Raw genomic sequence first — 24,378 nt, 5'->3', positions numbered from 1 at the left:
CTCAGCCCTGGCGGGGCGGCATCGTCGGGCGGCCGCTGCTGTGCCGCAACGGCGGCTCCTGCGCGGCCGGGGCCGGGGGCTGCGCCGGGTTCGGACGGGGTGCAGCGTCCGGACGGGCTGCAGCATTCGGGGGCGGTGCGGCGTGCGGATGCGGTGCGGTGCCCGGGTGCGGTGCCGGGGCGGGCTGCGGTGCGGGGTGTGCCGGCGGCTGCGTGTGCGGCCGGGCCCCCGGCCGGCCGACGGCGGGCATGCGCACGGTGGCGGAGGTGGGGTCGGCGTCCCCGGCCCGGCCCGTGACGGTCGCCGCGGCGGCCCCGGCGGCGGTCGCCCCGACGGCGTCCACCTCACCGGCCGGGGCACCGCGCTTGGCGAGCGCCCGCGCCCGGAGGACCTCGAACAGGATCGGCAGCACCGAGATCAGCACGATCCCGACCAGGATCAGGTCGATGTGCTCGCGCACGAAGCTGAACTGGCCGAGGAAGTAACCGAGCACCGTGACCCCGGCGGCCCAGGCCACCCCGCCGATCAGGGAGTAGGTCAGGTAGCGCTTCGGGTCCATCCGCGCGACACCGGCGCTGACCGTGATGAAGGTGCGCACGATCGGCACGAACCGGGCCAGCACGATCGCCCGGTTGCCGTAGCGCTCGAAGAACTCGTGGGTCTTGTCCACGTGCTTGGGGTTGAACAGCTTCGAGCGCGGCTTGTCGAACACCGCCGGGCCGGCGCGGTAGCCGATGCCGTACCCGACGGCGTTCCCGGCGAACGCGGACACCACGAGCACCACGCACACCAGCCACAGCGGGACCCCGATCGCGCCCTGCGCGACGAACAGCCCCGCGGTGAACAGCAGTGAGTCACCGGGCAGGAAGAAGCCCAGCAGCAGGCCGCACTCGGCGAAGATGATCGCGGCGACACCGACCAGGGCCCACGGGCCGAGGGATTCGATGATCACCGCAGGGTCCAGCCAGGAAGGGCCGAGGGCGAGCGTCTGGGTCGCGGCGAGAACCGTCACGCAGCGAAACGCTACCGGTCGGGTGATCGCGTCCGGGCGCCGCGTCACCTGCGAAAAGGGTCAATCGGACACCGGCTTCGAAACCGGTCATCCCAGGGCCGGGAGCGCTCCCGGGAGCAGTACCGACACCAGTGCGATCCCGCCACCGAGCAGCGCGCCGGCCAGCAGCGCGATCAGCGCGGCCCAGAGGATCTGGCTGCCCGCCGATCCGGACGCCGCCGGGGCCGCGGCCGCGGGTGCGGCGGCCGGGGCGGGCCGGTGCTGCTGCTGCGGTGGCAGCGGGCGCGGCGCCGGTGGCGGGACCCGGCCCGGGACGCGCGGCGGTGCGGGTGGCGGGCCGCCCGGGCGCGGTGGCGGCATCGGGCGGCCGCGGGCCTGCGCGTTCAGGGCCTCCCCGACCCGGCGGGCGGCCTCCTCGTGGTGGTCGTACGAACCCGGTTGACCGTTCATCGTGCTTCCCCACGGCGGGCGGCCGCCCCGGCCCGCTCCTCCATGATCCGTGCGATGGCGTCGAGGGCCCGGCTGGCGGTCGACTTGACCGTGCCCCGGCTCATCCCGGCCGCCTCCGAGATCTCGGACTCGGTCAGGCCGCCGTAGTAGCGCAGCACCAGCACCTCGCGCTGGCGCGGCGGCAGCAGCGACAGCGCGTCGACGACCTGCTGGTGCTCGGCCGAGAGCATCGCCAGCGACTCCGCCGAGCGGGCGTTGGCCGAGTGCGGCGGGACGTACTCCCGGGCGGTGCGCCGGCGGCGCAGCACCGAGCGGGAGCCGTTGACCACGGCAGCGCGCAGGTAGGCGACGGCGGCCGTCTCGTCCCGCAGGCCGGTCCAGTGCCGGTGCAGGCCGGTGAAGGCCTCCTGCACGACGTCCTCCGCGGTCGCCGGGATGTCGACGAGCAGCATCGCCAGCCGCATCAGCCGCAGCCGGTGGTCGCGGTAGAGATCGGCCAGCGTGAGCGGCGGCCCGTCCGGTCCCTCCGGCCCGTCCGGCACGGGCGCGTCGGGCACCGCCCCGGGCGGGAACGGGCTCGGCCGGGCACCCGTGTCCTCCGGTGCTGGTCGGCTGTCGATGGCGCGCAACCGGCCCAGCGTCCGGTCGACCGCGTTCTCGGCCCGCTCCTCCTCCACGGGCCCCAGGGTAGCGACCACCCCCGACACGCCTCACGGGCTTATCGGTTGCGCCGTCCGGAACAGGTGACCAGACCCATTCGCGGGATGGCTGCCACCGCTCGGCGGGTACGTGATACTCACCGGGGAGAGAAGCGCTGCGAGCAGCAGCGACCGTCGACGACGAGGAGGCCGGCCGTGCCGATCGCCACGCCCGAGATCTACAACGAGATGCTGGACCGCGCCAAGAGCGGGGAGTTCGCCTACCCGGCGATCAACGTGACCAGCACCGAGACCCTGAACGCAGCGCTGCGCGGGTTCGCCGAGGCGGGCTCGGACGGCATCGTCCAGGTCTCCACCGGCGGTGCGGAGTTCCTCTCCGGCACCCGGGTCAAGGACATGGTCACCGGCTCGGTCGGCCTGGCCGAGTTCGCGCACGTCGTCGCGGACAAGTACCCGGTGAACATCGCGCTGCACACCGACCACTGCCCGAAGGACAAGCTCGACGGCTTCGTCCGCCCGCTGCTGAAGATCAGCCAGGAGCGCGTCGCCAAGGGTGAGAACCCGCTGTTCCAGTCGCACATGTGGGACGGCTCGGCGGTCGAGCTGGAGGAGAACCTCGCGATCGCGGCCGAGCTGCTCGACGAGGCGGCCAAGGCGAAGATCATCCTCGAGGTCGAGATCGGCGTCGTCGGCGGCGAGGAGGACGGCGTCGCGAACGACATCAACGAGAAGCTCTACACCGCCCCCGGCGACTACGAGCGCACCGTCGAGGTCCTCGGCGCCGGCGACAAGGGCCGCTACCTGCTGGCGGCGACGTTCGGCAACGTGCACGGCGTCTACAAGCCGGGCAACGTCAAGCTCCGTCCGGAGATCCTCGCCAAGGGCCAGGAGGTCGCCCGGGCGAAGCTCGGCTCCGGTGCCGCGGAGAAGCCGTTCGACCTGGTCTTCCACGGTGGGTCCGGCTCGCTGCTGGAGGAGATCCACGAGGCGCTGGGCTACGGCGTCGTGAAGATGAACGTCGACACCGACACCCAGTACGCCTTCACCCGGCCGATCGCGTCGCACATGTTCGAGAACTACGACGGCGTCCTGAAGATCGACGGGGAGGTCGGCAACAAGAAGGTCTACGACCCGCGCTCGTACCTGAAGAAGGCCGAGGTCGCGATGAGCGAGCGGGTCGTCGAGTCGTGCGAGGCGCTGAAGTCGGCCGGCAAGGCGCTGTCGCGCTCGTGAGTGGTTGTCGCGGTCGGGACCGCGATAACCACTCACGGGCCCGAAGGGCCAAGATGGGGGTATGAGTCTGCACGGCAACCTGCTCGAACCGGACGCCACGCGCCTGCCCGTCGACCCGGCGGCGGCCGAGCTGGACGGCGGGGCCGACCCGGCCGAGGTGGCCGCGGGGAGCCCGTCGTCGTCGGTCGCCTGGGCCGAGCTCGCCGAGCGGGCGCTGGCGGCCGGCGAGACCGTCGCCGCGTACGCCTACGCGCGCACCGGCTACCACCGCGGGCTCGACCAGCTGCGGCGCAACGGCTGGAAGGGCTTCGGCCCGGTGCCGTGGTCGCACGAGCCGAACCGGGGCTTCCTGCGGTCCTGCGGGGTGCTGCTGCAGGCCGCGCAGCGGGTCGGCGAGAGCGCCGAGGTGGATCGGCTGCGCACGCTGATCTCGGACTCGGACCCGGCGGCGCTCGCCGCACTCGGCGTCGACTGACGCCGTGGGGCGGAGCGCCGCCGACCGGGTCCGGGACCGGTTCCGGGCCGGCACCCGGCGGGTGCGGGCGTCCTGGCTGCCGATCCTGCAGTGCGCGTTCGCGGCCGGGCTCGCGCTCTTCGTCGCGGCCGACGTGCTCGGGCACCCGCGGCCGTTCTTCGCCCCGATCGCCGCGGTGGTCAGCCTCGGGATCTCGCTGAACTCGCGGCTGCGCCGCTCCGCCGAGCTGGTGGTCGGGGTGGCGCTCGGCGTGCTGGTCGGTGACCTGATCATCGCGCAGATCGGCAGCGGGGTCTGGCAGCTGATGCTGGTCGTCGCGCTGGCGATCCTGCTCGCGACGTTCTTCGACGGCGGCAACGTGATCGCGGTGCAGGCCGGCGCGTCCGCGGTGCTGGTGACCACGCTGCTGCCCCCGGGCGACATGGGCGGCCTCGAACGCTGCCTGGACGCGCTCGTCGGCGGTGCGGCCGGGTTGCTGGTGGCCGCCGCGATCCCGGTGCACCCGGTCCGGATCGTCCGGCGCGAGGCCAGGCGGGTGCTCGACGACCTGGTCACGGTGCTCACCGAGATCGCGGCCGCGCTGCGCGAGGCCGACCCGCGGTCGGCGTCGCGGGCGCTGCGCCGGGCCCGCGACACCCAGACCGCGATCGAGGAGATGCGCACGGCGGTCCGCTCGGCGGGCGAGGTCGCGGTGGTCTCGCCGCTGCACCGCCCGCGGCGGCGGCTGCTGCGCCGCTACCGCGAGCTCACCGAACGCGCCGACTACGCCCACCGCAACGCCCGCGTGCTGGCCCGCCGTGCCCTGACCGCGCTGGAGGACGGCGAGCAGGTCCCGCCCGAGCTGGCCGACGCGATCACCGACCTCGCGACCGCGGCCGGTGCGCTGATCCGCGAGCTGAGCCGCGACGGCCACCGGGAGCAGGCCCGGCCCGCGATCCTGGACGCGTGCGACGCTCCGGTGCTCAGCGGGGCGCCGGTGCCGGCCCCCACCTGGGAGGAGCCGGTCCCGGCCACCTCGCTGCCGGTGCTGACCGCCCAGGTGCGCTCGATCGCCGTCGACCTCCTGCAGGCGACCGGGATGACCCGCACCGAGGCGATGCGTGCGTTGCGCGAGCAGCTGCCCGACCCGGAACGGTTGCCCGACACGGAAGCGCGGCCCGGCCCGGAATGACGGCCGGCGGGGTTCCGTCCCGTGCCGGTCGCGGAGCAGAATCGGGCACTGTCCGACGCGGACGGGAGTCCCGCCCGCGGCTCGGCAGGCGAACGGGGTACTCGTGCAACTGCTCATCCGCTACGTCCTGGCTCCCCTGGTGCGGATGCTGTGGCGTCCGCGTGTGCACGGCGCCGACCGGATCCCGCTCGACGGGCCGGTGATCCTGGCCGCCAACCACCGGGCCGCGATCGACACCGCGTTCATCCCGCTGGTGGCCCCGCGCCGGGTCGCGTTCCTGGGCAAGGCCGAGTACTTCGTCGGCCGGGGCGTGCGCGGACGCCTGACGGCCGCGTTCCTGCGGGCACTGGGGTACGTCCCGGTCGACCGCGGCAACGCCCGCGCCGGGCTGGCCGCACTCGCCGCCGGCCGCGAGGTGCTCGAGGCCGGCGGCGCGTTCGGGATCTACCCGGAGGGCACCCGGTCGCTGGACGGACGGTTGTACCGCGGGCACACCGGGGTGGCCAGCCTGGCGTTGTCGACCGGCGCCGTCGTCGTCCCGGTGGGCCTGCGCGGTACCGAGCGGGTGCAGCCGGTCGGACGGCTGCTCCCCCGGCTGGCCCGGGTGGAGATCCGGTTCGGCACGCCGCTGGAGTTCAGCCGGTACGAGGGGCTCGACGGTGCACCGGCGATCCGCCGGGCCGTCACCGACGAGATCATGGACGCCATCGCCGAGCTGTCCGGCCAGACCTACGTGGACTCCTACCACCGCCGCCCGGACGAGCTGCGCGACGCCGCCTGAGAACCGCCGCCCGCACCGGCGACGGCCTGCTCCCGGTCACCGAACGCGCCGCGGAACCGGGCCGCGGGGTGCCGGTCGGGCAGCCGGTCGTGGCCGAACAGCCGCCCGCGCAGCGTGTGCGCGTCACCGTAGGAGGTCTTGGCCAGGCCGCGGTCCTGCAGCACCGGGAGCACGAGCTCGATGAACTCCTCGTAGCTCGAGGGCAGCCGATGATTGACCAGGTTGATGCCGTCGACCCCGGCGTCGCGCCAGCGCGCCAGCTCGTCGGCGATCGAGTCGGGCGTCCCGACCACGGACTGCCCGATCATGCGCCGGTGGGCGAGGTCGGCCAGCACCGGCTCGCGGTCCGGGTTCTCCGCGCGCAGCCAGTCGACGTGCCCGCGGCCGCCGTTGTTCGGGATGTCGCGCAGCGGGGTGTCGTCGGGCAGCCGGGTCCCGTCCGGGCGGATGCCGAGCGCGGCGTGCGTCCGGTAGCCGGTGATCGAGGCGTGCGCGAGCAGGTCGTCGTAGCGCTGCTGGGCCTCGATGTCGGTGCGCCCGGGCACGATGCTCAGCCCCTGGAAGAACCGGATGTCGTCCCCCCGGCGGCCCTCGGCCTCGGCGAGCGCCCGGGTGCGGGCGATGTGCTCGGCCGCGACCTCCGGCGACGGGGTGCTGATGAAGACGGCCTCGGCGTGCCGGGCGGCGAACGCGATGCCGCGCGGCGAGCCACCGGCCTGGAACAGCAGCGGGGTGCGCTGCGCGCTCGGCGAGGGCAGGTGCGGGCCCTCGACCCGGTACCGCGGACCCTCGTGGTGGATCTTGTGGATCCTCGCCGGGTCCGAGTAGCGGCCGCCGTCCCGGTCGACCAGCAGCGCGTCGTCCTCCCAGGAGCCCTCCCACAGCTTGTAGGCCACGGTGACGTACTCCTCGGCCCACTCGTAGCGCTGGTCGTGCTCGACCAGGCCCGGGAGGCCGAAGTTGCGCGCCGCGTTCTCCTGGGTGGAGGTGACGATGTTCCAGGCGACCCGGCCGCGGGTCAGGTGGTCGAGCGTGGAGATCTGCCGGGCGAAGTTGAACGGCGGGTTCTGCATGACGTTCGACGTGGTCGCCAGCCCGATCCGTTTCGTGGTCGCGGCCAGCGCGCCGAGCAGCACGGTCGGGTCGTTGCTCGGGATCTGCAGTCCCTCGTGGACGTTGTCGACATAGCTGCCGTCGGCCGGCCCGTAGAGCCCGGACACGTCGGCGAAGAACATCGCGTCGAACAGCCCGGCCTCCAGGGTCCGGCCGAGCTCGACCCACAGGTCGAGGGTGTCGAACTCCGTCTGCCGGGCCTGCGGGTGGCGCCACTGGCCGTGCTGCATGTGCGACGGGGTGTTCATCAGGAACGCGTTGAACAGCAGCGGTGTGGTCACGGGGTGGTCCTCTCGAGTGCGGGACGGGTCTCCAGCCGGCGCAGGGACGCCACGAGCCGGCGGGTGTAGGGGTCGGCCGGGGGGGTGAACAGCTGCTCCGGATGGCCTTCCTCGACGACCCGGCCGTCCTTCATGACGAGCACGTGGTCGCTGAGGTGGCTGATCACGCCGAGGTCGTGCGAGATGAACAGGTAGGCCAGGCCGAACGCCTGCTGCAGGTCGACGAGCAGGTCGAGGATCTGCGCCTGCACGGACACGTCGAGCGCCGAGACGGCCTCGTCGAGGACCACGACGTCCGGGTCGGGGGCGAGCGCCCGGGCGATCGCGACCCGCTGACGCTGGCCACCGGACAGGGTCAGCGGCCGGCGCCCGAGCACGGCGGGGTCCAGCCCGACCCGGGCGACGAGGTCGGCGACGCGGGCCCGGCGGGCCGCCGCCGTCGGGTGGTCCGCGCCCGGGACGGCGTCGAGCAGGACCTGCTCGACGCTCCAGCGGGGGTCGAACGAGCTCAGCGGGTCCTGGGAGACCACGCTGATCGCGCCGCGGCGGCCGCGGCGGTGCTTCTCGGCCAGGCCGGACCACGCGGCGCCGTGCAGCTCGACCGACCCGCGGTCGGCGCTCTCCAGGGCCAGCGCCAGCCGGGCCGTGGTCGACTTGCCCGATCCGGACTCGCCCACCACCCCCAGCGTCGAGCCGGCCCGCAGGCTGAAGCCGACGTCGTCGACGGCACGCAACCGGCCGCCGTCCGGGAGCGGGAAGTCCTTCACGAGGCCGTGCGCGGCCAGCACCGGCGACCCGTCCGCGCCGGGCGCGCTGCGCCGGCGGCCCGGTGACGGGGGCAGCGGCACCTGCGGCGCCGGGGACAGCCGCTGCCCGCGGGTGCCGGCGCCGGGCACCGCCTGCAGCAGGGCCCGGGTGTAGGGCTCGCGCGGCGCGCCGAGCACCTGCCCGGCCGGGCCCTCCTCCACCACCCGGCCGCCGGCCATCACGAGCACGTGGTCGGCGAGGTGCGCGACCACGGACAGGTCGTGGCTGATCAGCACGATCGTCCGGCCGGCCCGCTTGAGGTCGGCGAGCAGCTCCAGGACCTGGGCCTGCACGGTCACGTCGAGCGCGGTGGTCGGCTCGTCGGCGACGATCACGTCCGGGTCGGCGGCGAGCGCGGAGGCGATCAGGGCGCGCTGGCACAGCCCGCCGGAGAGCTCACCCGGGCGTTGCGCCGCCCGCAGCTCCGGCTCGGGCACCGCGGCGTCGCGCAGCAGCTCGAGGACCTTCTCCCGGCGGCCGGAGCGGGGCACGACGCCGTGCACCCGCAACGCCTCGGCGATCTCCCGGCCGACCGGGCGCACCGGGTCGAGGGAGACGAGCGCGTCCTGCAGCACGAATCCGATCCGGTCGCCGCGGACCCGGCGCCAGGAACGCTCGCCGAACCCGCGGACGTCGAGGCCGCCGACGGCCAGGGTGTCGGCCCGGACCTCGGCGCCCGGCCCGGCCAGCCCGACCAGGCTGCGGGCGCTGACGCTCTTGCCCGAACCCGACTCCCCGACGATGGCCAGGCAGCTCCCGCGTTCCGCGGCGAAGGAGATGCCGTGGACGACCTCCCGGCCGGCGAAGGCGACCCGCAGGTTCTCCACGACGACGGCGGGGCCGGCTACCGGCGCGTCCGCGGCGGTGGGGTGGGTGGTGACGGTGGCAGAGGACATGCGGTGCTCACTCCCCGGGTTCGAGATGGGACTGCAGTGCGCGCCCGAGCGCGGTGGCGGTGACCGCGAGCGCGACGATGGCCAGGCCGGGCAGCACGACGAGCCAGCCGGCGACGGTGACGTAGGCGCGCCCGGCCTCGAGCAGCGCGCCCCACTCGGAGGCGGGCGGGGCGACGCCCAGGCCGAGGAACGACAGGCTCGAGGCCCAGACCACGCACTGGCCCACCGACAGCGCGAACACCGCGACCAGCGGCCGGAGCGCGTTGGGCAGGACGTGCCGGGCGACGATGCGGGTCCGGCGGTGCCCGAGCGCGGTCGCGGCCTCGACGTAGGGCGAGCGCCGCGCCCCGAGCAGCTGGGCCCGGACCATCCGGGCGTAGCCCGGCGCCACGCCCACCCCGACCGCGACGACGAGCGTCTGCGGTGCCGGACCGAGCACGCTGACCAGCAGCAACGCCAGCAGCAGGGTCGGGAAGGCGAACAGCACGTCGATGACGCGGTCGGTCGCGGTGGCCACCGGGCCGGGGGCCAGGGTCGCGGCGAGCGCGAGCAGCACGGCGAGCAGCAGGGCCACCGCGGCCGCCCCCACCCCGATCGTGAGTGACTGGCCGGCGCCGTGCACGACGCGGGTGTAGAGGTCGCGGCCGATCTCGTCGGTGCCGAACCAGTGGGTGGGGGACGGCGGTTGCAGGGTCGCCGCCAGATCGATCGCGTCCGGGTCGGCCGGGGCGAGCAGCCACGGTGCGGCGGCGGCGACGCCGAGCACGACCGCGGCCAGACCGGTGAACAGGACACCGGGCCGCGGCCGGGCCGCCCGTGCGGGCCGCGCCGCGGCCGGTGCCTCGGGCCGGGTGGTGGTCGTGGTCATGGCGTCACCCTCGGGTCGAGCAGCGGGTACAGGGCGTCGAGCACCAGGTTGATCACGACGTAGGCCACCGCGGTGAGCACGACGATCCCGGTGACGATCGGCAGGTCCTGGGACTCGACGGCGGTGACGAGCGTGCGACCGATGCCGCGCCGGGCGAACACCGTCTCGACGATCACCGCGCCGGAGATCGTCGCGCCGAGCGCCCAGCCGGTGAGGGTGAGCGGGGCGAGCGCCGCGTGCCGCAGCACGTGCCGCAGCCGCACGGCGAGGTCACCGGAGCCGCGCAGCCGCGCCGAGAGCACGAACGGCTGCTCGAGCACCCGCTCGAACTCGGTGCGGGTGGACTGGGCGAGGAACCCGGCCAGCGGCAGCGCCAGGGTCAGCGCCGGGAGCACGATCCTGACCGGCCCCGTTCCGCCCACGACCGGGAACCAGCCGAGTCCGAACGCGAACACCAGCAGCAGCACCACCCCGAGCCAGTACTGGGGCAGGCTCGCGAGGACCGAGTCGACCGCGGCGCCCCAGCCCCCGATCCGGCGGCCGCGGCCGGCGGTGAGCAGTACCCAGGCGAGCATCAGCACCCAGGCCAGCATCAGGGTGGTGCCGGTGAGGGCGAGTGTGCCGGGCAGCTGCTCGGAGACCACGTCCCACACCGGCCGGTGCTGCTGGTACGACGTGCCCAGGTCGCCGCGGAGCAGACCGGTGAGGTACTCGAGGTACTGGGCCGGAGCGGAGCGGTCGAACCCGTACTCCGCGTTGATCGGCGCGAGTTCGTCGGGCGAGCGTTCCTGAGTCTGGCCGGTCCGCAGGTTCAGCACCGCCGTCGCCCGGTCACCGGGCTGGGCGAGCTGGGCGAGGAAGGCGACGGTGGCCGCACCCCAGACCACGACCACCGCGGACCCGGCCCGGCCGGCCCAGCGCCGCCACCACCTGCTCTGATCAGGCGAAATGCGCGTCATGGAAGATCGGCCCTCCCTGGGACTGCTCCTGGCGCACCCCGCGCAGGCCGGGCTTCACGGCCAGGGTGCTGAGCCGGTCGTAGACACCGATCGAGAGCGCCCGATCGGCGATGTAGCGCTGCGCGGAGCGGTAGAGCTCGGCCTGCCGGTCCGGGTCCGCCTCGGAGTTCGCCCGCAGGATCAGGTCCTCCAGGGCCGGGTCGTCGTAGAACGCCGAGTTGGCCTTGTTCGGTGCGTCCGGGAGGTCCCGACGCCAGTTGACGTGCAGGATCCCGGCGTTCACCGCGGTCCAGTAGCCGATCATCAGGTCGTAGTCGCCGGGGCCGGAGTAGGCACCGGCCGCGGCGGCGCTCGGCGGGTAGGGCACGAGCCGGACCCGGAACCCGACCGTCCCGGCCTGCTGCTGCAGCGCCTGGATGATCGCCACACCGTCCTGGTTGACGGTCCGGTTGACCGCGTACGGGAACACCACCTCGAGGGGGTGTCCGTCCCGGGTGCGCACACCGTCCGGGCCCGGGTGCCAGCCGGCCTCGTCGAGCAGCGCGGCGGCGGCCGTGGGGTCGTGGCCGTAGCGGGCCGCGGCCCGCTCGTCGTAGGCCGGGGTCGACCGGCTGACCGGGCCGTTGCCGTCGTAGGGGATGACGCCCTTGCCGACCGCCTCGACCGCCCCGCGACGGTCCAGGCTCAGCGCGAACGCCTGCCGGACCCGCTGGTCGGTGAACGGGCCGCGCTCGGTGTTGAAGCTGATCTGCTGCGGCCGGCCGCCGGTCACGTACCGCGCGAGTGCGTAGCCCTCGGCCTCCAGCCCGGCCCACTCGAACGCCGGCACGTCGTACATCGCGTCGAGCTCACCCGAGCGCAGCGCCGCCGTCCGCGCCGTCGGGTCGGCGACGAACCGCCAGTCGACCCGCGCCACGTGCGCCGGGCCGGAGTGCTGTGCGTTCGCCGGCGCCCAGTCGTAGTCCGCGCGCCGGACGAGCTGGATGTCGCTGCCCCGGTTCCACCGTTCGACGACGAACGGGCCGGACCCGATCGGCGCCGTGCAGTTCTCCTCCTCGCTGCGGGTCGCGAGGGCCCGCGGCGACTGGAGCCCGAAGTAGGGCTGGGTCATGTTCTCGGCGAACCGCGGGTACGGGCGGCTGAGCCGGACGGCGACGGTGCGGTCGTCGAGCGCGCGGGCCGCGTCGAAGTAGCCGCCGATCCACGCCTGCACCGTGGAGTTGCCGCCGGTGCTCCAGTACTCGAAGTTGGCCGCGACCGCGGCGGCGTCGACCGGGGTGCCGTCGCTGAACGTCGGGCCCCGGCGGAGGCGGAACGTCCAGGTCAGACCGTCCGGTGCGACGGTCCAGGACTCGGCGAGCCACGGGACGACGCGGCCGTCGTCGTCGAGCGCGACGACGTTGTCGAGGATCTGGCCGGACAGGTAGCCCTGCTCGATCCATCCGCCGTACACGCAGGGAGGTTCCTGCTGGTGGCCGTAGACGATCGTGTCGGACGCGGCCGCGGGCGCGACGAGCGCGGCCGGCTCGACCCGGGGGCCGGTCGTGCAGGCGGTGACGGGCGACAGGAGCGCGGCGGTCAGGCCGGCGAGCAGCAGGCGGGCAGGGGTCGGTCTCACGGCGATGGCGTCCTCGGGAACGGCGGGCGCGCGGAGGCGCTCGAGCACGGGTTGCCCGGGGAGGCACGGGCGCCGGTGAGAGGGCCGGCGGGCGTGTCCCGGCGATGCGGTGACGGCGGGCCGGTGCCGGAGGACGGCAGGGGGCGGGCCGCGTGTCCGGCGCCGCGATCGTCGCAGCGCCGGGGCCGGTGTCAGCCCCGACAGCCGGCGCTGGCGGTACGGAGGAGGTCGACGTGGCGGCGCTGCACCCCGTGGAACATGTCCTCCCCCTCGTTCGAGTGGACGATCCTCGAACCGGATTCACTCTAGGTACACGGTGCGGTCCGGGGTCAACAGTCCGGCGTGGACTGTGACCCGCGTTGCACGGGGGCGGCGGTCAGTCCGGCAGGACGGGGTGCCAGGGCTCGGTGTGCCTGTACCAGGCCCAGCGCTTGATCTCGCGGGGGTAGGGCTCGCCGTCGCGGATCGGGGTCGCGCCCGTCGTCCCGATCTGGACGGCCCGCCCGTCCGCGGCCCGCACCCCGCGCCCGGCGCGGACCTGCACCCCGGCCGGGCCGGCGTCGACGACCAGCCGCGGGATCCGGCCGTGGAACACCCGGGTCGCGTCGCAGTAGGCCTCGCCGTGCAGGCCGGGGATCTCGCCGCGGCCGACCAGCACACCGCCGGAGTCGTCGCGCAGCAGCGGCTGCGGCCGGGCCGTCCCGCCGCGGGCGAGGGCGACGAGCGCCGCGTAAGACCGCGGCAGGCCCCAGTTCGCCGCCGCGCGCGACCGGCGCGACACCGGCAGGTAGGCGACCTCGGTGGTCAGCGCGGAGCGGCGCAGCAACCGGACCAGCACCGCGGCCAGGTCGGCGTCGTCACCGTGCACGATCAACCGGCGCACCGCGCCGTTGTCGAGCAGCGGATCGACGACATCCTTGCCCGGCCGCGGGCCCGCGGTGACCGAGCGCACCGCCGGGTCGCCCAGCAGAGCCGCAGGTGGGCGTTCCCGGCGCGCGCCCGGCCGGATACCGTGGAGCCGAAGTCGGTGACGTTCCTGCGGTACGCAGGTGAGCAGCACTGCTTCGGGATCGGTCGAACCCACTGATCGAGTACCCTCCCCGCCGCGGAATCCGGAAACCACGCCCGGGTCCGCGGCCGTGACGAGCGTGTTGAACTGGAGTCTCTTACATGCCCGCAATCGTGTTGATCGGCGCCCAGTGGGGCGACGAGGGCAAGGGCAAGGCGACGGACCTGCTGAGCGGCGAGTTCGGCTGGGTCGTGCGCTACCAGGGCGGTAACAACGCCGGGCACACCGTCGTGACCCCCGACGGTCGTGACTTCGCGCTCAAGCTCATCCCGTCCGGGATCCTCTCCCCGGGCGTCAAGAACGTCATCGGCAACGGCGTGGTCGTCAACCCCGAGGCGCTGATCGAGGAGAAGGCCGGGCTGGAGAAGCGCGGCGTCGACACCTCCGGCCTGCTGATCTCGGCCGACTCGCACCTGATCATGCCGTACCACGTGGCGATCGACCGGGTCACCGAGCGCTACCTCGGCAAGGCCAAGATCGGCACCACCGGCCGCGGCATCGGCCCGGCCTACCAGGACAAGGTGGCCCGGGTCGGGGTGCGCGCCGCCGACCTGCTCGACGAGAAGATCCTGCACCAGAAGGTGGAGGCCGCCCTCGAGCTGAAGAACCAGATCCTGGTCAAGGTCTACAACCGGCGCGCGCTCGACTTCACCGAGGTCGTCGACACCGTCCTGGAGCAGTCGCGGGAGTTCGCCGACAAGATCGTCGACACCCGGCTGCTGCTCAACCAGGCCCTCGAGCGCGGCGAGACGCTGCTGCTGGAGGGCTCGCAGGGCACCCTGCTCGACGTCGACCACGGCACCTACCCGTTCGTGACCTCGTCGAACCCGACCGCGGGCGGGGCGTCGGTGGGCTCGGGCATCGGCCCGAACCGGATCGACCGGGTGATCGGCATCCTGAAGGCCTACACCACCCGTGTCGGCTCCGGCCCCTTCCCGACCGAGCTGCAGGACGAGATGGGCGAGTGGCTGCGCAAGACCGGCGGCGAGGTCGGGGTGAACACCGGCCGCGCCCGGCGGTGCGGCTGGTTCGACGCCGTCATCGGCCGCTACGCCGCCCGGGTCAACGGGATCACCGACTTCTTCCTCACCAAGCTGGACGTGCTGTCCGGGCTGGAGAACGTGCCGATCTGCGTCGGTTACGAGGTCGACGGGCACCGGGTCGACGAGATGCCGATGACCCAGACCGGCTTCCACCACGCCGTGCCGGTGTACGAGGAGATGCCCGGCTGGTTCGAGGACATCTCCGGCGCCCGCAGCTGGGCGGACCTGCCCAGCGCCGCCCAGGCCTACGTGGAGCGGATCGAGGAGCTCACCGGTGCGCCGGTGTCCGCGATCGGCGTCGGCCCCGGCCGGGACCAGACGATCACGCGCTGAGCGGGTTCAGCCGCGCACCGGTGGCTCGTCGCGCACCGGGGTGACGGCGACGGCGGCCAGCGGGGCGAGGGCGGCGACGGCGAACCCGACGCCGTACCCCGCCGCCCCGACCAGCGCGCCGAGCGCGACCGGGACGACCGAGGCGAGCGCGTTCTGGCCGGTGTTCTGGATCCCGAGCGCCCGCCCGGACCAGGCCTGGCCCGCCAGCTCGGCGGTGCTGGTGTAGGCCAGCCCGTTGTCCGCGACGGTGACGACCGCCCCGACCGCCAGCATCGCCACCGCCAGCGCGCCGGCCACGGCGTCCCCGAGGGCGAACAGCAGGAGCACGGCCGCGGCGGCGACCGCGATGTGGCGCATCGGCCGCATCCGGGAGCCGGCGCGGTCCGACCACCAGCCGGTCGCGATCCGGCCGAGCGCGCCCGCCACCTGGCCGGCCGCGACGAACGCACCGGCCGCCGCCACGCCCCACCCCTGCTCGCGCACCAGGTACTCGGTGCCGAACGAGGCGACCGCGAACTGCGGGACGACCAGCAGCGCGGACGCGCCGTGCACCCGCCACAGCACCGGCGTGCGGTACGGGGAGCGTTCCCGGGCGGCCCCGGCCGGGCGCACGGCCCGGGGCGGGTCGGGTGCCAGCACCGGCACCAGCACCGCCGAGAGCAGGCACAGCCCGGCCGGCAGCAGCAGGGCCGTCCACGGCCCCACGGCGGCGCCCAGCGACGGCAGCGTGAGGCCGGCGAGCGCGACGCCGAGCGGCTGCGCGGTCTGCCGGATCCCCATCGCGGTACCGCGCTCGTGGGCGCCGAACCAGCCCATCACCATCCGGCCGCTGGCCGCGAACACCGACGCCGCCCCGGCGCCGCCGAGCACCAGCAGCGGCAGGACGGCCGGGTCCGGCACCCACGCGGTCCCGGCGACACCGAGCCCGCACACGGTCAGCCCGGCGGCCATCACCCGGCGCTCCCCGGTGCGGTCGGCCGCGGCGCCCCAGGCGATCAGGGTGAGCAGCAGCCCCGCCGTCGGGGCCCCGACGTAGGCGCCGACCCGGGCCAGCGACAGCCCCTCGGCGTCGCGCAGCAGCGGGACCAGGAACGGCACCCCGTAGACGAACGAGCAGGCGGCCGTCTGGGCGAGCACACCGACCGCGAGGACCACCCAGCGACGGCGGCTCCGGGTGACGTCGAGCGTGGTGGGCACCCGGCCACGCTAGCCCGGCGTCCCACTCCCTGACCAAATCGTCCTAGGATATGGGACGGTGAGCACATTCCCCCTCGACGAGCGCGTGGCGGACCTCTACCCGGGCGCGGCCGGCTACCTGGACTGCGCGGCCGTGGGCCTGATCTCGACCCGGGTCCGGGACGCCGCCCGGAGCGTGCTCGACGAGCACCTGGCGTCCGGGATCGCGGCGACCGCCGGCTGGCGTGCGCGGGCCGGACGGGTGCGGCGGTCGGTGGCCGCGCTCGTCGGCGGGGCCGCGGAGCGCGTGGCCTTCACGCAGAACACCAGCACCGGACTCGCGCTCGTCGTCAACGGGACCGGATGGCTGCCCGGGGACAACGTCGTCGTCCCCGAGGGGGAGTTCCCGTCGAACCTGTACCCGTGGCTGGCGCTGCGGCGGCGCGGTGTCGAGATCCGCACCGTCCCGGCGCCCGGCGGGTTCGCCGACGGCGACCGCGTCGCCGAGCTGGTCGACGCGCGGACCCGGGTGCTGGCCGTCAGTGCCGTCCAGTACAGCTCCGGTCACCGCTACGACCTCGCCCGGCTCGCCGGGATCTGCCGGCGGCACTCCGCGCTGTTCGTCGTCGACGGGACCCAGTGCGTGGGCGCCCTGCGGGTCGACGCCGACGACACCGGGATCGACGTGCTGGCGGTGAGCGCGCACAAGTGGCTGCTCGGCCCGTTCGGGATCGGGTTCGTGCACCTGTCCGAGCGGGCGATGGAGGAGTTGCAGCCGTCCACGGTCGGGTGGCTCAGCGTCGAGGACCCGTTCGCCTTCGCCCCGCAGCCCCGGTTGTCGGCGAGCGCGAGCCGCTTCGAGTCCGGGACCGAGAACGCCGCCGGGATCGCCGGGCTGGGCGCCGCCGCCGACCTCGTCCTGGAGCTGGGCCGGGACCGGGTCGAGCGGAGCGTCCTCGGCGCCGCCGACGCGCTCGCGGACACGCTGCGCGCGGCAGGCCTGGCGGTGCACCGGCCCGGCCCGCCCGCGCGCCACTCCGGGATCGTCCTCGCGTCCCCGGCGGACGGGTCCGGTGCGGCACTGCACGAGCGGCTCCGAGCCGGGGGCGTCGTCTGCTCGCTGCGGGCCGGTGGGGTGCGGCTGGCGCCGCACCACTTCACCCGCCCGGACGACCTCGACCGGGTGCGCGCCGCACTCGTTCCGTGAGTGGTTGTCGCGGCTCCGACCGCGACAACCACTCACGAGCCCTAGGAAGCACACTCCCCGGTGTCGACCGGTGTCGCCGAGTCGTCCGCGGCGACGTTCAGGGCCTCCGCGACCTGCTCGGCGGTGAGCACGAAGCCCGTCTCGGAGTCGTCCAGCGCGGCCCCGAACACCACGCCGACCACCCGGCCGTCCGGGGTGATCATCGGTCCGCCGGAGTTCCCGGAGCGGACCACGGCGCGCACGGTGTAGACGTCGCGCACCACGCTGCCCTGCTCGTAGATGTCCGGGCCACGCAGCCGGATCCGCTCGCGCACCTTGCCCGGCGTGACCGTGTACGGGCCGTCCAGCGGGTAGCCGACGATGATCGTGTCGTCGCCGACGCTCGCCGGGTCCGGGGTGAACCGCAGCGGCTCCTCCTCCAGGGCGGGCACGTCGAGCACGGCCACGTCGACCTGGGGGTCGTAGTGGATCACCTCGGCGTCCAGCCTGCGGGAACGGCCGCTGTCGGTGGTCACCTCGACGGTCGTGCTGGAGGTACCGGCGACGACGTGCGCGTTCGTCATGACCCGCTGCGGCGCGACGACGAACCCGGTGCCCTCCAGGGCCCGGCGGCACGACGGTGCCCGCCCGCGGACCTTGAGCACCCGGTCGCGGACCTCGGTGACGATCGGGTCCTGCGCCAGGCTCGAGTCGGGCGGGCCGACGGCGGCGACCGGAGTACGGGAGAACGGGCTGACGACGTCCGGGAAGCCGGAGTCGTCGAGGATCTGCCGGAGCTCGGCGGGGAGCTGGCGGGCGGCGTCGGGCATCACCCCGTCGACCCCGGCGAGCACCCGCGAGTCGCGGATCCCGCCGGTCAGCGTGGGGAAACCGGTCGAGGCCAGCGGCAACGCGATCAGCCAGGCGGCCACCACCACGGCGACCGCCTGCACCCCGGCGCCGAGCGTGGAGTCGACCTTGAGCGTGCCCTCGCGGCGGATCCGGTCCCGGATGAACCGGCCCAGGTACACACCCGTGGCCTCGCCGAGCGCGACCAGCAGCACGACCGCGCCGACCCCGAGCAGGACCTTGGCCTGCTGGGACTCGACCTGGGCGGCCACCAGCGGCGCGAGCCGCAGACCCAGCACGGCGCCGGTCAGCACGCCGACGAACGACAGCAGCGCGACCGCGACCCCGTGCCGCCAGCCGGAGACCGCGGCCAGCAGCGCCAGGATGACGACGACGACGTCGACCCAACTGATGATCACCGGCCCACCTCGTGGGAGGACCCGCCGGGATCGGTCACACGTTCTCCTCGCAGTTCGGCGTCGTACTGGTCGCCGTGGTTCCGGTCTGCATGGTTCCGGTCGGCATGGTGCCGGTCGCCGTCGTCCGGAGCGGCGGGTCCCGGGCTCCCGTGGAGCCGCCGGGCGACGGTCCAGGCGTCCTCGAGCTCTTCGACCTGCGTGCCGTCCCAGGGGCGCTCCCAGCCGGACCGCTGCAGCAGGGCGGACAGCAGGCCGGCGGTGAACCCCCAGATCACCAGCCCCGACGTCCGGAAGGCCGGCCCGGTGTGGCCCCGCGGCCCGCGCACGGTGAACCGGTTGGCCGGGTCGGTGAGCACCGGGACCGGCACCCGGACCACCCGCGCGACCTCGGCCGGGTCGATCGCCCGGACCGGGACCGGGTCGGCCCAGTGCGCCAGTACCGGGGTCACCAGGAAGCCGGTCGGCGGGATGAACAGCTCGGGCAGCACGGCCAGCGGTACGACGCCGGCCGGGTCCAGCCCGGTCTCCTCCTGCGCCTCGCGCAGCGCGGCGTGCACCGGCCCGGTGTCGCCGGGGTCGACGCGACCGCCGGGGAACGCGACCTGCCCGGCGTGCGAGCGCAACGTCGAGGAGCGCTCGGTGAGCAGCACGTCGAGGCCGGGCCCCTCGTCCGGGCCGTCGGCGCCCGGCCGCCGGTCGTCGTGCCGGCCGAACAGCATCAGTACGGCGGCCCGGCGGACGCCCCGTTCCTGGCCCGCGGGGTCCCGGCGCGTCCCGAACCAGGCCGGGTCGAGCCCGAGTACGCCCTCGACCAGCGGTTTCAACGCCTCCGGGGCCGCGTCCGGGTCCGGTGCGGGGATCTCGACGGCGGTCATCGCAGCCGCTCCACGGCCGCGGCGACCTCGTCGGCCGACCGGAAGGGGATCGGTGGGTCGACCCGGGCCGGGGTACCGTCGGCCCGCACGACGTAGGAGAACGGCAGCACCGGCGGCGTGTCGAGCACGGCACGCAGCTCGCCGCGCGGGTCGGTCACCGCGGGCAGCGTGATCCCCAGGTCGGCGACCAGCCGCAGCGCCGCGACCGGGTCGTCCTGCACGTCCACGGTCAGGACCGGCACCGAGCCGGGACGCCCGGCGTACTCGGCCAGCGCGGGCAGCTCCTCCCGGCAGGGCACGCACCACGACGCCCAGAAGTTGACCAGCGCCGGCCGGCCCGCGAGCGCGGCGCCGAGCTCGACCTCGCCGTCGGCGCCCAGGCAGGGCACGGTGATCCCGGCCAGCGGGCCGGCCGCCGGGGTTCCGGTCGGGGCCGGGCAGGGCTGCAGGCCGGCGGCGTCGCGCGCGGCGCCCAGTGCGGCCGGGTCGGCGGTGGCCGGGTCGGACTCCACGGGGGCGGCCGCGGACGGTGCGGCCGGGCCCGGCGGCGCCGGGGAGGCGGGCCACAGGGCCCAGACGGCGAGCGCGGCCAGCAGCACGACCACGGCCGTCGACACGATCTCGGAACGGCGGGCGCCGATCCGGCTCACGGGCCGTCCCCGGTGATCCCCGCGAGCTCCAGCAGGTGCTCCCGCTCCACGCCCTTGACCAGGGCCGCCGCCTCGCCGGGGTCGGTCGGGCCGAGTCCGTAGGCGGGGCAGTCCGCGGCCAGGGTGCAGGCGCCGCAGGCCGGCTTGCGGGAGTGGCAGACGCGCCGGCCGTGGAAGATGACGTGGTGCGAGACGATCGTCCAGTCGCGACGCGGGACGAGCGCGCCGACGGCGTGCTCGACCTTCACCGGGTCCTCCTCGGTGGTCCAGCCCCAGCGACGCACCAGGCGTCCGAAGTGGGTGTCCACGGTGATCCCGGGGACGTCGAACGCGTTGCCGAGGATGACGTTCGCGGTCTTGCGGCCGATCCCGGGCAGCTTCACCAGGTCGTCGAGGGTGGCGGGCAGCTCGCCGCCGTGCCGTTCGACGACCGCGGCGCCCAGCCCGATCAGGGACGTCGCCTTGTTGCGGTAGAAGCCGGTCGAGCGGATCAGTTCCTCGAGCTCGGTGCGCTCGGCCGCGGCGTAGTCGGCGGGGGTGGGGTAGCGGGCGAACAGCGCGGGCGTCACCTGGTTGACCCGCTCGTCGGTGCACTGCGCGGACAGGATGGTGGCCACGGCGAGGTCGATCGGTGTCGCGAAGTCGAGCTCGCAGTGCGCGTGCGGGTAGGCCTCGGCCAGTGCGCGCAGGATCCGGTTGACCCGCCGCGCTCGCCCGATCGGGTTCTCCCCGGCTGCGACCCGCGCGGCGAGACCGGCCGCGGCGCGCCGGGTGGGACGCCGGACGGAGGTACTCACGTCACCGAGCGTACGGGTGGCCCCCGACACTCCTGTCACGGTGTCGTGCGGGCCGTGCCGCCGGGCACACCGGTCGCCGACGCCGGGCGACGCCGAACGGTCCACCACCACCGCCGAGCGTCCGGCCGGTGGCCGACGAGATCACGAAAGCATCACGAAGCCGGTGCATCGGCTACCCCCGATGCGGACACGTACGAATCAGTGCGAGAGGATCGGAGGTGCCATGACTGCCTGGTTGAGCGTTCTCGTCCCGCTGCTCGTGATGTTCTTCGCGCTCGGCATGGAGCGCGTCGAGTCCCGCCTGCGGGAGTCGACGGTGCGGCAGGACGAGCTCGACGAGATGCTCGAGCAGCCCCGCCCCGACGAGGTGCGCGCCTTGTTCCGGTCCGGCACGAGCCGGGCGCTGGAGCTCTTCCGGCTGCGCAACCGTCGTCGCCGGGGCGGTCGGCGCAGCCAGGTGCCATCGGTGTGACAGCGGTCCGAGGGGCGGTCTGACAAGATCGTCTACGGGGGCGGTGGCGCGCCCGATGCACGAAACAGGCCCGATCGGACGAGTGTCGATCGGGCCGGTGGTGCGCACGTGTGTGGCGAAGGCCTCTACACTGGCGCGCCGACGACCCGCCGTGAGGATCGCGGCCGGTGAACGAGGAGTTGCAGTGGACGAGGTTCTGATCCGGGCTGGGATCTTCCAGGGTGTGGAGCCCCAGGCCGCCGAGGCGCTGGCCGAGGCGCTGGAAGCCGTTGATTTCTCCCGCGGGCAGGTCATCTTCTCCGAGGGCGAGCCCGGCGACCGCCTCTACATCGTGGCGGGCGGAAAGGTGAAGCTCGGCCGCAAGTCGCCCGACGGCCGGGAGAATCTGCTCATGGTGGCCGGCCCGTCCGACATGTTCGGTGAGCTGTCCATCTTCGACCCGGGTCCGCGCACGTCGTCGGCCACCGCGGTCACCGAGGTGCGGACCTACACCATGGACCGCACCGCGCTGCGCGAGTGGATCGGCAAGCGTCCCGAGATCGCCGAGCAGTTGCTGCGCGTGCTGGCCCGCAGGCTGCGCCGCACCAACAACATGCTCGCGGACCTGATCTTCACCGACGTCCCGGGCCGGGTCGCGAAGTCGCTGCTGCAGCTCGCGCGCCAGTTCGGCTCCCAGGAGTCGGGCCTGCTGCGGGTGACCCACGACCTCACCCAGGAGGAGATCGCCCAGCTGGTCGGTGCCTCCCGCGAGACGGTCAACAAGGCGCTCGCCGACTTCGCCCATCGCGGCTGGCTGCGGCTCGAGGGCAAGAGCGTGCTGATCCTGGAGCCCGAGCGCCTGGCCCGCCGGGCCCGCTGACCCCGGTCGGTCGCGCCCGGGCGCATCGCACTCGCGAGGCGTTCCCGGGGAATCCTCTGGTACGCCCGTACCAGTTCGTGTGATCCTGGCTGTCGTGCCCGCCTCCCTGCCCGACTACCGCGCCGCGCTGGGCGCGTCCGGTGCCGCCGGCCCGGTCTGCGCCTCCGCGATCGGCCGGTTCCCGATCGCCATGCACAGCCTGGCGACACTGCTCTACGTCCGTGAGATCGACGGGTCCTACACCGTCGCCGGCGCCGTGTCCGCGGCGCTGCTGGTGGGGACGGCGGCCGGCACGGTCGTCCAGGGGCGCCTGCTCGACCGGCTCGGCCCGTCGCGTCCGCTGCTCGCGCTCGCGACCGGCTATCTGATCGCGATCACCGGGCTGATCGCCTGCATCGAGGGCCGCGTCCCGCTCGCCGGCACCCTGCTCGTCGGCCTGCTCGCGGGTCTGCTGACCCCGGCGATCGAAGGTTCGTCACGGGCGTTGTGGTCGGACCTGGTGCCGGCCGGGCCGCGCCGCGAGGCCGCCTACACCTACGAGGCGATCAGCCTCGAGACGTTCTTCATCCTCGGCCCGGCACTGGCCGCGATGCTGGTCGTGGCGACGCCGTGGCCGGGGACCGCGCTCGTCGTCGCGGCCTCGGCCGAACTGGTCGGCACCACCTGGTTCGCACTGAGTGCCGCGGTCCGGCGGCGGTCGGCCCGGATCCGCGCCGCCCGGGCGGCCGGCTCGCTCACCCGCGAGGCCGGGCTGCTCGGCGTGTTCCGGCGGCCGGGGCTGCGCACGGTCGCGCTGGCGTCGCTCGGGTTCGGCCTCGTCGCGGGGACCGCGGAGGTCGGCGTGCTGGCGGCCGCCGAGTTCGCCGGCTCCCCCGCCGCCGGTGGTCTGCTGCTGTCGGCGTGGTCGGTCGTGTCGGTGCTGGCCGGGGTGCTCTACGGGATGCGGCCCTGGCCCCGCCCGCTGCACCTGCGGCTCCCGGTGCTGCTCGGCGGGTTCGCCCTGCTGGTGACGGCGATGGGGCTGGTCTCCCCGCTCGGCTCGCTGGTCCTGCTCGCGGTGATCATGCTGGTCGCCGGTGGGCTCATCACACCGCAGACCACCGCGCACTCGCTGGGCGTCGAGCTGACCGCGCCCGCGGACTCGGCCACCGAGGCGTTCAACTGGATGGTGATGGCGGCGGTGCTGGGGGTCTCGGCCGGGCAGGCGCTGTCCGGCACGCTGATCGACGTCCTGGGGCCGGGCGGGTACGCGGCGGGCGGTGCGCTCGGCCTGCTCGTCGCCGCGTTGCTGTGGCTGCGGCGCGGCACGGTCGCCGCGGCCGACGCCGCCCGCGAGCCCGCCGGGAGCCTCGCGTGAGCGGCGGCCCCGGCACGCCGCCCGCCGGCCCCGCTACGCCGCCCGGCCGCCCCGAGGGTGCCCCTCGTAGCGCCGGGTGCCCCGAGGGTGCCCCTGGGGACGCCGGGAACGCGGGGTGCCCCGAGGGTGCCCCTGGGGACGCCGGGACTGCCGGGTGCCTCGAGGGTGCCCCTGGTGGCGCCGGACGCCCCGAGGGTGCCCCTGGGAGCACGGCCCGGGCCTCGGCGGCGGACCTGCGCCGGCTGCGCGAGGTCGTCGCGGCGGACATGGCGGGCGCGGACGTCGCACACGACCTCGGGCACCTCGATCGGGTGGCCGGGTTGTCCGCGCGGCTCGCCACGCGCGAGGGACTCGACGGGTTCGTCGCCGCGGTCGCCGCGTACGTGCACGACCACCACCGGGCGGCCGAGGCGCGGCTGGGCCGGGTCGTCGCGCCGGCCGAGTGCCGCACGGAGGCACGGGACGCGCTGCGCCGCAGCGGGATCGACCCCGCACTGTGGGAACCGGTGCTGGACGCCGTCGAGGCCACCGGCCGCTACTCGTTCTCGGTGCGTGCCGCGGGCGACGGGCGTGCCGCGGGCGACGGGGGCGACGCCGCCGAGCCCGGCCCGCCCCCGACGGCCGCCGCCACCGCGATCGCGGCCTGCCTGCACGACGCGGACATGCTCGACGCGATGGGCGCCACGGGAATCGCCCGCGCCTTCGCCTACGGCGGCGCGATCGGTGAGCCGCTGTGGGACCCGGCGGCGCCGCCGTCGGAGGACGGGTACCGCTCCGGGCCGACCGGCTCGGTCGTCGCCCACTTCCACGAGAAGCTGCTCCGGCTGCGCGGGGAGCTCCGCACGGCCACCGGGCGGGAGCTGGGCGAGCGCCGGCACGCGGCGCTGGAGGAGTTCCTGCACCGCTTCCGCGAGGAGTGGATCGACGCCCACGGCGACACGGCGACCGCGCCGCCCGTGCCCTGACCGGT

25 protein-coding genes are annotated in these 24,378 nt (G+C 74.8%); 10 read left to right on the top strand and 15 right to left on the bottom strand.

Features of this window, described 5'->3' with window-relative positions:
* Position 1: 1 nt before the first annotated feature.
* The 3 genes from BM093_RS38155 to BM093_RS11915 form a co-directional block, all read right to left on the bottom strand.
* On the bottom strand, positions 2 to 1,012 hold the full coding sequence (locus BM093_RS38155; protein ID WP_143105343.1) for a DedA family protein: 1,011 nt from the start codon (positions 1,010 to 1,012) through the stop codon (positions 2 to 4).
* Positions 1,013 to 1,099: 87 nt separating this feature from the next.
* Positions 1,100 to 1,462 (bottom strand): hypothetical protein, encoded by a 363-nt coding sequence (locus BM093_RS11920; RefSeq protein WP_093341589.1) that lies wholly within the window; start codon positions 1,460 to 1,462, stop codon positions 1,100 to 1,102.
* Positions 1,459 to 2,139, bottom strand: a complete 681-nt coding sequence (locus BM093_RS11915) for an RNA polymerase sigma factor (RefSeq protein WP_177238410.1) — start codon at positions 2,137 to 2,139, stop codon at positions 1,459 to 1,461. Before BM093_RS11915 ends, BM093_RS11920 begins: the two co-directional genes overlap by 4 nt.
* 177 nt (positions 2,140 to 2,316) lie before the next feature.
* Here BM093_RS11915 and fbaA point away from each other — a divergent pair, with 177 nt between their 5' ends.
* The 4 genes from fbaA to BM093_RS11895 all read left to right on the top strand — a co-directional run bounded on the left by fbaA (position 2,317) and on the right by BM093_RS11895 (position 5,781).
* A complete protein-coding gene (gene fbaA / locus BM093_RS11910; RefSeq protein WP_093341580.1) occupies positions 2,317 to 3,354 on the top strand; it encodes a class II fructose-bisphosphate aldolase in 1,038 nt (345 codons plus the stop codon).
* A gap of 61 nt (positions 3,355 to 3,415) precedes the next feature.
* On the top strand, positions 3,416 to 3,829 hold the full coding sequence (locus tag BM093_RS11905; protein ID WP_093341577.1) for a DUF3151 domain-containing protein: 414 nt from the start codon (positions 3,416 to 3,418) through the stop codon (positions 3,827 to 3,829).
* Between the two features lie 4 nt (positions 3,830 to 3,833).
* A complete protein-coding gene (locus BM093_RS11900) occupies positions 3,834 to 5,000 on the top strand; it encodes an FUSC family protein (RefSeq protein ID WP_093341574.1) in 1,167 nt (388 codons plus the stop codon).
* Positions 5,001 to 5,145: 145 nt separating this feature from the next.
* The gene (locus BM093_RS11895; protein ID WP_093341837.1) at positions 5,146 to 5,781 is read left to right on the top strand and encodes a lysophospholipid acyltransferase family protein; all 636 of its coding nucleotides are present in this window, start codon (positions 5,146 to 5,148) and stop codon (positions 5,779 to 5,781) included.
* Here BM093_RS11895 and BM093_RS11890 read toward each other — a convergent pair.
* The 7 genes from BM093_RS11890 to BM093_RS11865 form a co-directional block, all read right to left on the bottom strand.
* Positions 5,742 to 7,175 carry an NtaA/DmoA family FMN-dependent monooxygenase gene (locus tag BM093_RS11890; protein ID WP_218162744.1) on the bottom strand — a complete coding sequence of 478 codons (1,434 nt, stop codon included), beginning with the start codon at positions 7,173 to 7,175 and terminating at the stop codon, positions 5,742 to 5,744. The two genes, BM093_RS11895 and BM093_RS11890, sit on opposite strands and share 40 nt — an antisense overlap.
* Complete coding sequence (locus tag BM093_RS11885) at positions 7,172 to 8,878, bottom strand: dipeptide ABC transporter ATP-binding protein (protein ID WP_093341572.1); 1,707 nt, start codon at positions 8,876 to 8,878, stop codon at positions 7,172 to 7,174. Before BM093_RS11885 ends, BM093_RS11890 begins: the two co-directional genes overlap by 4 nt.
* Before the next feature lie 7 nt (positions 8,879 to 8,885).
* Positions 8,886 to 9,746: an ABC transporter permease gene (locus tag BM093_RS11880; protein WP_093341570.1), complete on the bottom strand. Its 861-nt coding sequence runs from the start codon at positions 9,744 to 9,746 to the stop codon at positions 8,886 to 8,888.
* The gene (locus tag BM093_RS11875; RefSeq protein WP_093341568.1) at positions 9,743 to 10,705 is read right to left on the bottom strand and encodes an ABC transporter permease; all 963 of its coding nucleotides are present in this window, start codon (positions 10,703 to 10,705) and stop codon (positions 9,743 to 9,745) included. The genes BM093_RS11880 and BM093_RS11875 overlap by 4 nt, the downstream gene beginning before the upstream one ends.
* Positions 10,686 to 12,323, bottom strand: a complete 1,638-nt coding sequence (locus BM093_RS11870; protein ID WP_093341833.1) for an ABC transporter substrate-binding protein — start codon at positions 12,321 to 12,323, stop codon at positions 10,686 to 10,688. Before BM093_RS11870 ends, BM093_RS11875 begins: the two co-directional genes overlap by 20 nt.
* 191 nt (positions 12,324 to 12,514) lie before the next feature.
* A complete protein-coding gene (locus tag BM093_RS38340) occupies positions 12,515 to 12,583 on the bottom strand; it encodes a putative leader peptide (protein ID WP_425439143.1) in 69 nt (22 codons plus the stop codon).
* Positions 12,584 to 12,699: 116 nt separating this feature from the next.
* Entirely contained in the window at positions 12,700 to 13,275 is a 576-nt protein-coding gene (locus tag BM093_RS11865) for a hypothetical protein (RefSeq protein WP_093341566.1), read from the bottom strand.
* 218 nt (positions 13,276 to 13,493) lie between these two features.
* On the opposite strand from BM093_RS11865, the gene BM093_RS11860 reads away from it, so the two are divergent.
* A complete protein-coding gene (locus BM093_RS11860) occupies positions 13,494 to 14,768 on the top strand; it encodes an adenylosuccinate synthase (protein WP_093341563.1) in 1,275 nt (424 codons plus the stop codon).
* Positions 14,769 to 14,774: 6 nt separating this feature from the next.
* Here BM093_RS11860 and BM093_RS11855 read toward each other — a convergent pair whose 3' ends face one another.
* Positions 14,775 to 15,965 (bottom strand): MFS transporter, encoded by a 1,191-nt coding sequence (locus BM093_RS11855; protein ID WP_093341561.1) that lies wholly within the window; start codon positions 15,963 to 15,965, stop codon positions 14,775 to 14,777.
* A gap of 58 nt (positions 15,966 to 16,023) precedes the next feature.
* On the opposite strand from BM093_RS11855, the gene BM093_RS11850 reads away from it, so the two are divergent.
* On the top strand, positions 16,024 to 17,151 hold the full coding sequence (locus BM093_RS11850) for an aminotransferase class V-fold PLP-dependent enzyme (RefSeq protein WP_177238409.1): 1,128 nt from the start codon (positions 16,024 to 16,026) through the stop codon (positions 17,149 to 17,151).
* A 41-nt stretch (positions 17,152 to 17,192) separates the two neighbouring features.
* On the opposite strand, the gene BM093_RS11845 is transcribed toward BM093_RS11850, so the two are convergent.
* Genes BM093_RS11845 through nth form a run of 4 tightly spaced genes read right to left on the bottom strand, consistent with a single transcriptional unit; the run spans position 17,193 to position 20,720 of the window.
* Positions 17,193 to 18,392: a MarP family serine protease gene (locus tag BM093_RS11845; protein WP_093341830.1), complete on the bottom strand. Its 1,200-nt coding sequence runs from the start codon at positions 18,390 to 18,392 to the stop codon at positions 17,193 to 17,195.
* Between the two features lie 2 nt (positions 18,393 to 18,394).
* A complete protein-coding gene (locus BM093_RS11840) occupies positions 18,395 to 19,273 on the bottom strand; it encodes an NUDIX hydrolase (RefSeq protein WP_093341556.1) in 879 nt (292 codons plus the stop codon).
* Positions 19,270 to 19,923: a TlpA family protein disulfide reductase gene (locus tag BM093_RS11835; protein ID WP_218162743.1), complete on the bottom strand. Its 654-nt coding sequence runs from the start codon at positions 19,921 to 19,923 to the stop codon at positions 19,270 to 19,272. The genes BM093_RS11840 and BM093_RS11835 overlap by 4 nt, the downstream gene beginning before the upstream one ends.
* Positions 19,920 to 20,720: an endonuclease III gene (nth, locus tag BM093_RS11830; protein ID WP_218162742.1), complete on the bottom strand. Its 801-nt coding sequence runs from the start codon at positions 20,718 to 20,720 to the stop codon at positions 19,920 to 19,922. Before nth ends, BM093_RS11835 begins: the two co-directional genes overlap by 4 nt.
* 223 nt (positions 20,721 to 20,943) lie before the next feature.
* Between nth and BM093_RS11825 the strand changes: the two genes are divergently transcribed.
* From BM093_RS11825 to BM093_RS11810, 4 genes are all read left to right on the top strand, one after another.
* Entirely contained in the window at positions 20,944 to 21,192 is a 249-nt protein-coding gene (locus tag BM093_RS11825; RefSeq protein ID WP_093341554.1) for a hypothetical protein, read from the top strand.
* A gap of 184 nt (positions 21,193 to 21,376) precedes the next feature.
* Positions 21,377 to 22,051: a Crp/Fnr family transcriptional regulator gene (locus BM093_RS11820; RefSeq protein ID WP_093341552.1), complete on the top strand. Its 675-nt coding sequence runs from the start codon at positions 21,377 to 21,379 to the stop codon at positions 22,049 to 22,051.
* A gap of 94 nt (positions 22,052 to 22,145) precedes the next feature.
* Positions 22,146 to 23,408, top strand: coding sequence for an MFS transporter (locus BM093_RS11815; RefSeq protein ID WP_093341822.1), 1,263 nt, complete (start codon positions 22,146 to 22,148; stop codon positions 23,406 to 23,408).
* Between the two features lie 266 nt (positions 23,409 to 23,674).
* Positions 23,675 to 24,373 carry an HD domain-containing protein gene (locus BM093_RS11810; protein ID WP_093341549.1) on the top strand — a complete coding sequence of 233 codons (699 nt, stop codon included), beginning with the start codon at positions 23,675 to 23,677 and terminating at the stop codon, positions 24,371 to 24,373.
* Positions 24,374 to 24,378: the final 5 nt, after the last annotated feature.

The sequence above is a fragment of the Pseudonocardia ammonioxydans genome (assembly GCF_900115005.1).
Taxonomy (GTDB): domain Bacteria; phylum Actinomycetota; class Actinomycetes; order Mycobacteriales; family Pseudonocardiaceae; genus Pseudonocardia; species Pseudonocardia ammonioxydans.
The sequence above is the reverse complement of the archived record's forward strand: the minus strand, read 5'-3'. Positions and strand labels throughout refer to the sequence as shown.